General features: G+C 67.4%; 12 protein-coding genes. 6 read left to right on the top strand and 6 right to left on the bottom strand.

Annotation, left to right across the window (positions count from 1 at the left end):
* Positions 1–51: 51 nt before the first annotated feature.
* The 3 genes from AC1IQ6_RS13530 to cuyB are packed head-to-tail and all read left to right on the top strand — an operon-like array spanning position 52 to position 3,243.
* Entirely contained in the window at positions 52–1,029 is a 978-nt protein-coding gene (locus AC1IQ6_RS13530; RefSeq protein WP_102771258.1) for a Bug family tripartite tricarboxylate transporter substrate binding protein, read from the top strand.
* A 2-nt stretch (positions 1,030–1,031) separates the two neighbouring features.
* Positions 1,032–2,498 carry an N-acyl-D-amino-acid deacylase family protein gene (locus tag AC1IQ6_RS13525; RefSeq protein ID WP_485866508.1) on the top strand — a complete coding sequence of 489 codons (1,467 nt, stop codon included), beginning with the start codon at positions 1,032–1,034 and terminating at the stop codon, positions 2,496–2,498.
* Positions 2,499–2,553: 55 nt separating this feature from the next.
* Positions 2,554–3,243 (top strand): cysteate racemase, encoded by a 690-nt coding sequence (gene cuyB / locus AC1IQ6_RS13520; protein ID WP_247747699.1) that lies wholly within the window; start codon positions 2,554–2,556, stop codon positions 3,241–3,243.
* A 124-nt stretch (positions 3,244–3,367) separates the two neighbouring features.
* Here cuyB and AC1IQ6_RS13515 read toward each other — a convergent pair whose 3' ends face one another.
* The 6 genes from AC1IQ6_RS13515 to AC1IQ6_RS13490 form a co-directional block, all read right to left on the bottom strand.
* The gene (locus AC1IQ6_RS13515) at positions 3,368–4,069 is read right to left on the bottom strand and encodes an ABC transporter ATP-binding protein (protein WP_102771261.1); all 702 of its coding nucleotides are present in this window, start codon (positions 4,067–4,069) and stop codon (positions 3,368–3,370) included.
* A complete protein-coding gene (livG, locus tag AC1IQ6_RS13510; protein ID WP_102771262.1) occupies positions 4,069–4,836 on the bottom strand; it encodes a high-affinity branched-chain amino acid ABC transporter ATP-binding protein LivG in 768 nt (255 codons plus the stop codon). Before livG ends, AC1IQ6_RS13515 begins: the two co-directional genes overlap by 1 nt.
* Entirely contained in the window at positions 4,833–6,068 is a 1,236-nt protein-coding gene (locus AC1IQ6_RS13505; protein ID WP_485866507.1) for a high-affinity branched-chain amino acid ABC transporter permease LivM, read from the bottom strand. Before AC1IQ6_RS13505 ends, livG begins: the two co-directional genes overlap by 4 nt.
* Complete coding sequence (livH, locus tag AC1IQ6_RS13500; protein ID WP_102771264.1) at positions 6,068–6,994, bottom strand: high-affinity branched-chain amino acid ABC transporter permease LivH; 927 nt, start codon at positions 6,992–6,994, stop codon at positions 6,068–6,070. The genes AC1IQ6_RS13505 and livH overlap by 1 nt, the downstream gene beginning before the upstream one ends.
* A 190-nt stretch (positions 6,995–7,184) precedes the next feature.
* On the bottom strand, positions 7,185–8,300 hold the full coding sequence (locus AC1IQ6_RS13495; RefSeq protein ID WP_102771265.1) for a high-affinity branched-chain amino acid ABC transporter substrate-binding protein: 1,116 nt from the start codon (positions 8,298–8,300) through the stop codon (positions 7,185–7,187).
* Between the two features lie 337 nt (positions 8,301–8,637).
* A complete protein-coding gene (locus AC1IQ6_RS13490; RefSeq protein ID WP_485866506.1) occupies positions 8,638–9,543 on the bottom strand; it encodes a LysR substrate-binding domain-containing protein in 906 nt (301 codons plus the stop codon).
* 115 nt (positions 9,544–9,658) lie between these two features.
* On the opposite strand from AC1IQ6_RS13490, the gene AC1IQ6_RS13485 reads away from it, so the two are divergent.
* Genes AC1IQ6_RS13485 through AC1IQ6_RS13475 form a run of 3 tightly spaced genes read left to right on the top strand, consistent with a single transcriptional unit; the run spans position 9,659 to position 12,683 of the window.
* Positions 9,659–10,822 carry a CaiB/BaiF CoA transferase family protein gene (locus AC1IQ6_RS13485; protein ID WP_485866505.1) on the top strand — a complete coding sequence of 388 codons (1,164 nt, stop codon included), beginning with the start codon at positions 9,659–9,661 and terminating at the stop codon, positions 10,820–10,822.
* Positions 10,819–11,622 carry a citryl-CoA lyase gene (locus AC1IQ6_RS13480; RefSeq protein ID WP_485866504.1) on the top strand — a complete coding sequence of 268 codons (804 nt, stop codon included), beginning with the start codon at positions 10,819–10,821 and terminating at the stop codon, positions 11,620–11,622. The genes AC1IQ6_RS13485 and AC1IQ6_RS13480 overlap by 4 nt, the downstream gene beginning before the upstream one ends.
* Positions 11,623–11,666: 44 nt before the next feature.
* A complete protein-coding gene (locus AC1IQ6_RS13475) occupies positions 11,667–12,683 on the top strand; it encodes a Bug family tripartite tricarboxylate transporter substrate binding protein (RefSeq protein WP_479731745.1) in 1,017 nt (338 codons plus the stop codon).
* Positions 12,684–12,735: the final 52 nt, after the last annotated feature.

The following is a 12,735-nucleotide window of genomic DNA, read 5'->3' as shown; positions in this document are numbered from 1 at the left end:
CCGGGTGTAACCTGCGGCCACGATCACCATACAAACCAGGGGAAATCCATCATGCGCAACCGCTACCTCCGCGGCCTGGCCGCACTGGCGCTCGGCGTCACGCTCTCGGCCAGCGCCTTCGCCGCCGCCTATCCCGACAAGCCCATCACTTTCGTGGTGCCGTCCGCGGCCGGCGGCTCGCCCGACGTGCTGTCGCGCCTGATCACGACCCAGCTGGCGCGCGACACCGGCGCCACGCTGGTCATCGAAAACCGCCCCGGCGCGGCCGGCAACATTGGCATCACGCTGGTCAAGCGCGCCGCGGCCGACGGCTACACCGTGGGCTACGGCAACATCAACACGCTGGCCGTGAACCGCTCGCTCTTCAAGCGCCTGCCCTACGACGTGGACCAGGACCTCACGCCCGTCGCGCACCTGTTCGACCTGTACAACGCGCTCATCGTGCCGGCCGACTCTCCGGTCAAAACCGTGCAGGACCTGATCGACCGCGCCCGCAAGCAGCCCGGCCGGCTGTCCTACGGCGCCTCGGGCGTGGGCACCACCGGCCACATGGGCGGCGAACTGTTCAAAAGCATGGCCAAGGTCGACGTGATGTTCGTGCCCTATAACGGCGGCCCCGCGGCGATCCAGGACCTGCTGGGCGGACGCCTGGACTACCTGTTCGTCAACACCTCGGAGGCCGCGCCGCTGGTCAAGGCCGGCAAGGTCCGCGCCATCGGCGTCAGCAGCCTGAAGCGCCTGCCGCTGATGCCCGAGGTCCCGACCCTGGACGAAGCCGGCGTCAAGGGCTACGAGACCGTCTCCTGGGGCGGCGTGGTCGCGCCCAAGGGCACGCCCGACGACGTGGTGGCCACGCTCAACGCCGCCATCCAGAAGGCGCTGCAGGCCCCCGACGTGCGCGCCGGCCTGGCCACGCTGGGCGCCGAACCCGCCGGCGGGTCGCCGGCCGACTTCAAGAAGCTGATCGACCGCGAAACCGCCAAGTGGCGCGGCATCATCGAATCCGCCGGCATCGAGAAACTAGACTGAACATGACCGCAACGCGCTTGCAAGCAGACTTCATCGTGGCGGGCGCCACGCTCATCGACGGCGCCGGCGGGCCGGCCCGCCGCGGCGACCTGGCCGTCAGCGGCCAGCGCATCGCCGCCGTCGGCGAGTTCGACCACCCGCCCGGCGCGCCCGTCATCGACGCGCGCGGCCTGGCGCTGGCGCCCGGCTTCATCGACTCCCACACCCACGACGACGGCTATCTGCTGGCGCATCCCGACATGCGGCCCAAGGTGTCGCAGGGCGTGACCACCGTGGTCACCGGCAACTGCGGCATCAGCCTCGCGCCGCTGGCGCGCGCCGAGATTCCGCAGCCGCTGGACCTGCTCGGCCCCGCCCCGCTGTTCCGCTACGCCAGTTTCGCGGCCTGGCTCGATGCGCTGCGCGCCGCGCCGCCCGCCGTCAACGTGGCGCCGCTGGTCGGCCACAGCACCTTGCGCGTGGCCGTCATGCAGGACACCTCGCGCGCAGCCGACGAGGCCGAGCGCGCCGCCATGCGCGAACTGCTGCGCGAGGCGCTGGACGCGGGCGCCTTCGGCGTGTCCACCGGCACCTTCTACCCGCCCGCCAGCGCCGCCACCACGGACGAAATCATCGACGTCTGCGCGCCGCTGCGCGGCCGCCCCGGCGTCTACGCCACCCATCTGCGCGACGAGGCCGACCATATCGTGCCGGCCATGGAAGAAGCCTTGCTGGTCGGGCGCGAGCTGGGCTGCCGCGTGGTGTTCTCGCACCACAAGCTGGCTGGCGAACGCAATCACGGCCGCAGCCGCGAAACGCTGGACCTGATCAGCCGCGCCGCCGCCGCGCAGCCGGTCTGCCTGGACTGCCACCCCTATCCTGCCACCTCCACCATGCTGCGGCTGGACCGCGCGCGGCTGGCCAGCCGCACGCTGATCACCTGGTCCAAGGGCTACCCGGGGGCCACCGGCCGAGACTTCGCCGAGGTCATGGCCGAACTCGGCCTGGACGACGCGGCCGCCGTCGAGCGCCTGGCCCCGGCCGGCGCCATCTACTTCCTGATGGACCCGGCCGACGTGTCGCGCATCTTCGCGCACCCGCTGACCATGGTCGGCTCCGACGGCCTGCCCTTCGACCCGCACCCGCATCCGCGCCAATGGGGCACCTTCACCAACGTGCTGCGCACCATGGTGCGCGAGCAGCGCCTGCTGTCGCTGGAGTCGGCCATCCACAAAATGACCGGCCTGGCGGCCGACCAGTACGGCATCGCGGACCGCGGCCGCCTCCGGGAGGGGTATCATGCCGACTTGGTGCTGTTCGATCCCGCCACCGTCACAGACGTGGCCACTTTTTCAGCTCCCATTCAGGCAAGCCAGGGCATCCAGGCAGTTTGGGTCAATGGCAAGCGCGTGTGGGACGGGGAACGGACCGGCGCCGAACGCCCGGGCCAGGTTCTGACGCCCGGTGCAGCATCAGCTCGGAGTGAATAAAGTGAATAGCCATTCCCAGGGTTGTTACCTGGGTGTTTTGGGCGGCATGGGCCCCATGGCCGGCGCCGCTTTTGCCCTGCGCCTGGCGGCCCTGACGCCCGCCGCCGTCGACCAGCAGCACATCCCCACCCTGCTGCGCAACGATCCCCGCATCCCCGACCGTTCCAGCGCCCATATGGCGGGCGGCGAAAGCCCCTTGCCCTATATGGTCGAAGGCGTGCGCTTCCTGGAACAGTCCGGCGCGCAGCTCATCGCCATCCCGTGCAACACGGCCCACCTGTGGTACGAGCAGATCGCCGCCGCCACCCGCCTGCCGGTGCTGCACATCATCCAGGCCGTCATCGACGACCTGCGCCGGCTCGGCCTGCCGCGCGGACGCATTGGCCTGATGGGCACGGCCGCCACCCTCAAGCTGGGCCTGTACCAGCAGCGCCTGCAGGCCCAGGGCTACGACTGCGTCGTGCCCGACGAGGACGAGGTCGAGCGCTACTGCATGGAATCGATCCGCGCCGTCAAGGCCAACCGCCTGGAAGACGCCTACGCGCCGGCCGCCGAATGCATCGTCCGCCTGCGCGCCCGCGGCGCCGACGCCGTGGTGCTGGGCTGCACCGAACTGCCGCTGGCCGTGCCGCACGCGCTGCGCCCCAGCCTGGGCGTGACCCTCACCGACTCCATCGACGCGCTGGCGCTGGCCGCCATCGGCCATTACCAGGCGGACCGGGAGCGGGAGCGGATCGCTGCATGATGGGTGCAGCGCGAGAATCCCGAAGCAAGAACCCGACTGTCGAACGCGCGAAACCCATCGCCCCCCAAAAACAAAAAAAGGCGCATCTCCCGATGCGCCCAATCTCCCTTCGCGGGGAAAAACCTCAACCGCCCAGGTACGCCTTGCGCACCTGGTCGTTGACCAGCAGGTTGGCGCCGCTGTCCTGCAGCACCACACGGCCGTTCTCCAGCACGTAGCCGCGGTCGGCCACGCCCAGCGCCTTGTTGGCGTTCTGCTCCACCAGGAACACGGTCACGCCCTGCTCGCGGATCTCGCGGATGATGTCGAAGATCTGCGCGATCACCAGCGGGGCCAGGCCCAGCGTGGGCTCGTCGAGCAGCAGCAGGCGCGGACGCGTCATCAGCGCGCGGCCGATGGCCAGCATCTGCTGCTCGCCGCCCGACATCAGGCCGGCGCGCTGGCTGGCGCGCTCCTTGAGCCGCGGGAACAGGCCGTAGACGTGGTCGATGCCCGCCTCGATCTCGTCGCGCTTGGAGAAGAAGCCGCCCATCTTCAGGTTCTCGGCCACCGTCAGGTCCTTGAAGACCCGCCGCCCTTCGGGCGAGATGGCGATGCCGCTGCGCATGACGTGGTGGGTGTCCTTGTGGGTGATGTCCTCGCCCTCGAAGGTGATCCTGCCCTCGCGCGCCCGGGGATTGCCGCAGACCGTCATCAGCAGCGTCGTCTTGCCGGCGCCGTTGGCGCCGATGAGCGTGACGATCTCGCCCTTGTTGACCTCCACCGACACGCCGTTGAGCGCCTGGATGGCCCCGTAGTAGGTATGTATGTTTTCCAGCTTAAGCATCATTCCTCCCCGAGGTACGCCTTGATGACGCGCTCGTCGTTGCGCACCTGCTCGGGGGTGCCGGTGGTGATGGGCTTGCCGTGCTCCATGACGAGGATGCGGTCGGAAATGCCCATGATCAGGCTCATGTCGTGTTCGATCAGCAGCACCGCCACGCCGAACTCCCGCCGCAGCTGGTCGATCAGCGCCTGCAGGTCGCGCTTTTCCTGCGGGTTCAGGCCGGCGGCCGGCTCGTCCAGCATCAGCAGGCGCGGCTTGGTGATCATGCAGCGCGCGATCTCCAGGCGGCGCTGGTGGCCGTAGGCCAGGTTGCCCGCCTCGCGGTTGGCATACTCGCGCAGCCCCATGAAATCCAGCCACTGGGCCGCGCGCGCCAGCGCATCGGCCTCGGACTGGCGATAGGACTTGAGCTTGAGCAGCCCCGGCAGCAGCCGCGACTCCACCTGGGTGTGCTGGGCGACCAGCAGGTTCTCCAGCACGGTCAGCTGCTTGAACAGCCGCACGTTCTGGAAAGTGCGCACCAGGCCGTGGCGCGCCACCTTGTGGCTGGGCAGGCCGGTGATGGCCTGGCCGTCCATGATGATCTCGCCCGCCGTCGGCGAATAAAAGCCGCCCACGCAGTTGAACACGGTGGTCTTGCCGGCCCCGTTGGGGCCGATGATAGCGAACACCTCGTCGGATTTGACTTCGAACGCCACGCTGTCGACGGCCAGCAGGCCGCCGAACCGCATGGTGAGCCCGGAAACTTTCAGCAATGCCTCGCTCATTTGGCCAGCTCCACGTGGGGACGCTTCATGGGCAACAACCCCTGCGGACGCCACATCATCATCAACACCATCACCAGGCCGAACATCAGCATCCGGTACTCGGCGAACTCGCGCGCCACCTCGGGCAGCACCGTCAGCAGCACGGCCGCCAGGATCACGCCGACTTGCGAGCCCATGCCGCCCAGCACCACGATGGCCAGGATCAGCGCCGATTCGATGAAGGTGAAGGACTCCGGATTGACCATGCCCTGGCGCGCCGCGAAGAACGCGCCGCCGAAGCCCGCGAACATCGCGCCCAGCGTGAACGCCGAGAGCTTGATGCGCGTGGGGTTCAGGCCCAGCGAACGGCACGCGATCTCGTCCTCGCGCAGCGCCTCCCAGGCGCGGCCGACCGGCATGCGGATCAGCCGGGTCGACACGAACAGCGTGATCAGCGCCAGCATCAGCGCCATCAGGTACAGATAGATCACCATGTGCTGGTTCTCGAAGGTCCAGCCCATGAAGTCATGGAACGTGGTGCCCCCTTCCGTGCTGGCGCGGCGCGTCATCTCCATGCCGAACACCGTCGGCTTGGGAATGCCGGAAATCCCGTCCGGGCCGCCGGTCAGCGTGTTCAGGTTGATCAGCAGCAGCCGGATCATCTCGCCGAAGCCCAGCGTCACGATGGCGAGGTAGTCGCCCCGCAGCCGCAGCACCGGAAAGCCCAGGATGAAGCCGAACAGCGCCGCCATCGCGCCCGAGAACGGCAGCGCTTCCCAGAAGCTCCAGCCGCCCCAGTGGTACAGCAAGGCGTACGTATAGGCTCCCACCGCGTAAAAGCCCACGAAGCCCAGGTCCAGCAGGCCGGCGAAGCCCACCACAATGTTCAGGCCCAGGCCCAGCATCACGTAGATCATCACCAGCGTGGCGATGTCCACCGAGCTGCGGCCGGCGAAGAACGGCCAGATCACCGCGATCGCCAGGAGCAGCAGCGCCAGCGGCTTGTGGCTCTTGGCCGGCGCCGCCGGCAAGGTGGGCAGGCCCGTCTTGAGCTTCTGGAAGGGTTTGGCGATCCAGGGCCGCAGCAGCTGGAACACGAACACCACCGCGGCGGCGATCGCCACCAGCGACCAGTTGGCCTCCATGCTGGTGCGCGCGCCCTGGCGGATCAGTTGCAGGCCGAAGACCGGCGTGACGATGACCGCCGTCAGCACGGCCGCCATCGTGGCGTTTTTAAGAGTGTTGTTCGACATCAGACTTTTTCCACCTCAGGTTTGCCCAACAGCCCGGTGGGACGGAACAGCAGGATCAGGATCAGCAGCGAGAACGCCACGATGTCCTTGTACTGCGACGAGATGTAGGCGGCCGCGAAGGTCTCGGCCAGCCCCAGCAGCACGCCGCCGAGCATGGCGCCCGGGATGCTGCCGATGCCGCCCAGCACCGCCGCGGTAAAGGCCTTGATGCCTGCCAGAAAGCCGATGAAGGGATTGAGCTTGCCGATGGTGATGGCGATCAGCACGCCGCCCACCGCCGCCAGGATCGCGCCCATCACGAAGGTGAACGAGATCACCCGGTTGGTGTCGATGCCCAGCAGATTGGCCATGTGCATGTCCTGCGAGCAGGCGCGCGAGGCGCGGCCCATGCGCGAATACTTGATGAACAGCGTCAGCGCGATCATCAGCAGCACCGTCACCACGATGATCATCAGCCGCGAATACGGCACCGTCACATCGAAGTCGGAGCCCATCTGGAACTGCCAGGCGCCCGAGACCAGCGAAGGCACGGCCATGTCGCGCGCGCCCTGGCCCAGGGCCACCCAGTTCTGCAGGAAGATCGACATCCCGATGGCCGAGATCAGCGCCACCAGGCGTGGGCTGCCGCGCACCGGGCGGTAGGCCACCCGTTCCACGGAAAAGCCGTAGATGCCGGTGACCACGATGGACACGACCAGCATGGCCGCGATGATGAACGGCATCGGCAGGCCGCTGTTGGTGCCGATGGCGGTCAGTGTGACCAGGCCGACATAGGCGCCGATCATATAGATTTCGCCGTGGGCGAAGTTGATCATACCGATGATGCCGTAGACCATTGTGTAGCCGATGGCGATCAACGCATAGATCGCGCCCAGAGACAATCCATTGAAGAATTGCTGGGTAAGTTGGGGTATGAGGTCAGACATTATTTCTCTTGCTCCAAATAGTTCCGGCTCCGGTAGAGAGACCCGGAGCCGGAAACCTGGGCGTATTTTATAAGGGCCTGCCGCCGCTTCCCGCCGCCCCCGCAGCGCTTTTGGCGCTTGCCATGCGGATGGCGGCGAAACGAGGACGACAGACCCTACACGCCGGCGAGCCGCCGGCGGGATCGCGAGTTTACAGCTGGGTCTTCTTGCCGTTCTTGTCCCACTTGTAGACCGCGAACTCGAAGTTCTTCAGGTCGCCCTTGGCGTCGTACTCGACCTTGCCGATCCCGGTGTTGAAGGTCGTCTTGTGCATGTAGTCGGCCACCTTGGCGGGGTCCTCGCCCACCGCGTTGATGCTGTCGGCCAGGATCTGCACGGCGGCGTACGCCGGCATCTGGAAGGCGCCGTCCGGATCGCGCTTGGCGTCCTTGAACGCCTTCACGATGCCTTCGTTGCCCGGCAGCTTGGTGAAGTCGGCCGGCAGCGTGACCAGCAGGCCTTCGATGGCCGGGCCGGCGATCGCCACCAGGTCCTGGTTGGCCGTGCCTTCCGGACCCATGAACTGGACCTGCAGGCCTTGCTCGCGCGACTGGCGCAGCAGCAGGCCGAGCTCGGGGTGATAGCCGCCGAAGTACACCAGGTCCACGCCGGCCGACTTCAGCTTGGTGATGATGGCCGAATAGTCGCTGTCGCCGACGTTGATGCCTTCGAACATCGCCACGTTCACGCCTTCCTTGGCCAGCGTGTCCTTGACCTGCGTGGCCACGCCCGAACCGTAGGTCTGCTTGTCGTGCAGCACGGCGACCTTCTTGGGCTTGAGCGTCTTGGCGATGTAGTTGGCGGCGTACGGACCCTGCTGGTCGTCGCGGCCGATGGTGCGGAAGAAGAAATGCGGCTTGATGGTGTCGGTCACCAGCGGCGAGGTCGCGCCCGGGGTGATGCCGACGATGCCCTCTTCCTCATAGACCTTCACCGCGGCCACGGTCACGCCCGAGCACGCATGGGCCACGGCGAACTTGGCGCCGGAGTTGACCACGCGGTTGGCGGCGGGCACGGCCTGCTTCGGTTCGCAGCCGTCGTCGATCAGGATGGGCTCGAGCTTCTTGCCCTTGACCCCGCCCTTGGCGTTGATGGTCTCGATGGCCGTCAGCGCGCCGGCCTGGATCTGGTCGCCGTACTGCGTGTTGGGCCCGGTCATGGGCTGGGGAATGCCGATTTTGATCGTGTCGGCTGCATGCACGGCGCCGGCCAGGGCAAGTGCACCAAGCGCGACGGCTACCGGGGTAAGACGATGCAGAAACTTCATGCGGAGTTCTCCAGCGAGGTTGTGAGCGGCTCTGTTCGGCGCGCATTTACGGCATTTATTCCGATATTGCGCGACGCCCGTCGCCGGCTTCTTGGGCGAAATCACGATGTGGGCGGTATTCTGGAAGCAAGCCGCCACACTGTCACTGCGTGTAATCCCCAATATTTTGCGAGCCGCCTTTAATCGTGACGGATTGGCTCCGCAAGCCCATGAAATCGCAGGAGAATTCGCGAACAGAGCTTGCAAGACCGCTGGCGCACCCCACGAAAATCGTGCATGCGGGTTTATATGCGATGGCCATTAGTACGACGTTTAACCGCGCATTCAAATACAGTACTTACGCGGGACTTACGGATAATGCGACCTGCCCCAGCGCACGCCTGCGCAATAGCGCCACGAATGCGCGGCATGCGCGGCTTTGCGGATGCGCATTATTGAATAGCAGGCCCGGCGTGCGCATGGGCGTGGGATTTTCCATGGGTATCAGGCGCAGCCCCGGGTCCGGCGCGATCGCGCTGGCGGCGGCGATGGCGCCCACGTTCATGCGCGCGACCATGCCCAGCATGGCGGCGATGGTGTTCATCTCCGCGACGACCTCGGGCGCCGCGCCCGCGGCCTGGAAACACTCGTCCAGGATCCGCCGCGTCGAAAACCCGGCCGGCAGCATCACCAGCGGCTCGCGATGCAGCTCGATCATGCGGATGCGCCGCCGCCCGGCCAGCGGATGGCTGGCCGACACCACCAGCACCAGTTCCTCGTTGAACAACGGCTCGAAGCGCAGCGCGCTGGCGCCTTCGGGCCGGTAGGCCACGCCGATGTCCAGCCGGCCGGCCTCCAGCTCGCTGGCGATGGCGTCTGCCGGCAGCTCTTCGATCAGCACCTTCACCCCGGGGCTGCGCTGCAACAGCTGCGCCACGCAATCCGGAATGAAATTCAGATTGAAGGTATGGGTGGTGCCAACCCGAACCAGGCCCGTCACCCGCGCGACGTCCTGCTTGATCGCGCCCAGCCCCTGGTCGATCTCCCTGAGCGCGCGCTGGGCGTAGGCCAGGAAAGTCTCTCCCGCCTCCGTCATCACCACGCGCTTGCCGATGCGGTCGAACAGGCGCTGCCCCACCTCGTCCTCCAGTTGCCGGATCTGGTGGGACAGGGTCGATTGCGTCACGTGCACACGCTCGGCCGCCCGCGTGAAATTCAGCGACCCGGCCAGCGCAATGAAGTACCGGAGATGCCGCAGCTCCATGTCTTGCCCCCAAACAATCGATGGCATCAATGATGATGGACGATATTAATCATTTTCATCTTTTCTCGGCGGCCGATAGTCTTGCGGTTCGCAGCAATCCGCAAGAGGAACACTCATGTCCAAGGTATTGGATGGCATCACCGTCATCGAACAGGGAACCTTCATTACCGGCCCCGCGGCCGCAATGCTGCTGGCCGACCTGGGCGCGAACGTCATCAAGGTCGAGCAGCCGGGCACGGGCGACCCGTTCCGCGCCTTCAAGGGCGGGCTGTACAGCCCGCACTACCAGACCTACAACCGCAACAAGCGCAGCATCGAACTCGACGCCAAGAACCCCGAGGACGCGCGCGTATTCGACGAACTGATCCGCGAGGCCGACGTCTATATCCAGAATTTCCGCCCCGGGGCCGCCGAGCGCCTGGGCGCCGGCGAGGCGCGGCTGCGCGCCATCAACCCGCGCCTGGTCTATTGCGCGATCAGCGGCTTCGGCCAGACCGGCCCGGCGGCCGGACGCCCGGCCTACGACACCGTGGCCCAGGCCGCCAGCGGATTCCTCAACCTGCTGGTGAATCCGGAACATCCCCGCGTCGTGGGGCCGGCCATCGCCGACTCGCTCACCGGCTTCTACGCCGCCTATGGCATTCTCGGCGCCCTGGTCGAACGCGCGCGCACCGGCGCGGGCCGCAGCGTCGAGGTCTCCATGCTGGAGGCCATGTGCCATTTCAACCTGGACGCCTATACCCATTACTTCGCCGAGAACGAAGTCATGGGCCCCTACAGCCGGCCCAGCGTCTCGCAGTCCTACGCCCTGACCTGCGCCGACGGCAAGAAGCTGGCCCTGCACATGTCATCGCCCGAGAAATTCTGGCGCGGCCTGGCCGACGCCATGGAACGCCCCGACATCCTGCAAGACCCGCGCTTCGCCACGCGCGAAGGCCGCATCGCCAACCATGCGGCGCTGATCGCCGTGCTCGACCGCGTGTTCGCCGGCCGTACCCGCGAACAATGGTGCCGCCGCCTGACCGAAGCGGACGTGCCGCACGCCCCCATGTACGACACGGCCGAAGCCCTGCAAGACCCGCAGGCGCGCCACCTGCAACTCGAAATCGAAGGCACGCATCCCACGCTGGGCCCCTGGCGCACCGTGCGCTCGCCCGTCAGCTTCGACGGCCAACGCGCCTGCGACGTGACGCCCCCGCCCCTGCTGGGCGAACACAACTCCCAGATCCGCGCCGCGCTGGCCAGCCGCAACCCCACTACTCCCCAGGACCCGTCATGAAAATCGGCAAAAGCACCATCCCCCGCACCGCCATCTGCACCTCCGACGAACACACCATCGTGGTGCGCGGCGAAGACCTGTGCAAAGACCTGATCGGCCGCATCTCCTTCACCGACTACTTCCATCTGCTGGTCACCGGCCGCCGCCCCGACGCCGCGGCCACCGCCGTGCTGGACGCCACCCTCGTCGCCATCGCCGAACACGGCTTCGTGCCCAGCGTGCAGGCCGCCCGCATGACGCTGGCCGCCGCGCCCGACGCCATGCAGGGCGCGGTCGCCGCCGGCCTGCTGGGCTGCGGCTCGGTCATCCTCGGCGCCTCGGAAACCGCCGGCCGGCTGTTCGCCGAAATCAAGGACTGCGCCGAACAGAAACAGATCGACCTGGACGCCGCGGCGCTCGACGTGCTCAAGCGCTACCGCGCCGAAGGCAGGCCCATCCCCGGCTACGGCCATCCCCTGCACAAGACCCGCGACCCCCGCGTGGCGCGGCTGTTCGAGGTGGCGATCGACTGCGGCTCGGACCAGACCTACGTCGAAATCGCCGAAGCCGTCGAACGCCAGATCCCCGAAGTGCTGGGCAAGGCCCTCAAGCTCAACGTCTCCGCCGCCATCCCGGCGGTACTGCTGGGCGCCGGGTTTCCGCTGCAGGCCCTGCGCGGCGTGCCGCTGCTGGCCCGCACCGCCGGCCTCATCGCCCACCTCAACGAAGAACTCCAGCAGCCCTCGGGCTTCGCCCTCTCTTACCAGGCCACCCGCGAACTGCAATACGACGGCGCGGTGCCGGACCACCCCGCAGCATGACGCCCACCATATACGGCGCTAAAAACACACAGGAGACAAACACCATGCAACCGACCACCGCCCGCCCGCGGCCCGTCCGCCCCAACCCCATGCGCCGCGCCCTTGCGGCGCTGGCCCTGGGCGCCTGCGCGCTGGGTCTCGTCCCACAGCCGGCGCGCGCCGCCGCCTTCCCCGAACGCCCGATAAAAATGATCGTCCCGTTCGGCCCCGGCACCACCACCGACACCGTGTCCCGCATGCTGGCCGACGCCATGTCCAAATCGCTGGGACAACCCGTCATCATCGAAAACCGCGCCGGCGCCGGCGGCTCCATTGGCACCGAACTCGTCGCCCGCGCCCCGGCCGACGGCTACACCCTGGTCATGGGCACGGTCGGCACGCACGCCATCAACAAAGCCCTCTATCCCAAGCTCGGCTACGACCCCTTGCGCGACTTCAAGCCGGTCGCGCTGGTCGGCTACACCCCGACCCTGCTGGTGGTCGGCGCCGGCTCGCCGGTGCGCAGCCTCCAGGACCTGGCGGCCGCCGCCGCCAAACCCGGCGGCATCAGCTTCGCCTCCGCCGGCACCGGCACCTCCGGCCACCTGGCCGGCGAACTGCTCAAGTCGCGCCTGGGCGGCACCATGGTGCACATCCCCTACAAAGAAGGCAGCCAGGCGCTGACCGACGTCATGTCCGGCCAGACCCAGTTCATGTTCTACCACCCGCTGGCCGTGCTGCCGCACATCAAGTCCGGCAAGATGCGCGCGCTCGGCACCTCCGTCATGCGCCGCAGCGCCTCCGCGCCGGACGTGCCCACCATCGCCGAACAGCTGGGCGGCGAATTCGACCTGCAGGCCTGGTTCATGCTGTACGCCCCCGCCGCCACGCCCGCTCCCGTCCTGCAGACCCTGCGCGACTCCGCCGCCGCGGCGCTGTCCAGCCCGGACATCGTCGCCAAGCTCGAAGCCCAGGGCCTGGAGAAAAGCGACGTGGCCATGAGCGGCATCGACAAATTCGGCCAGGACGAACTGGATAAATGGTCCAACCTGATCCGGCAATCGGGAGCGCAGGCGAATTGAGGATTGCGGCGGTGTGGCGCGAGCGTGCCGCCGTTCGCCATGTGCCCATCCT

The sequence above is a fragment of the Achromobacter sp. MUI-25009338 genome, assembly GCF_057359325.1.
The sequence above is the reverse complement of the archived record's forward strand: the minus strand, read 5'-3'. Positions and strand labels throughout refer to the sequence as shown.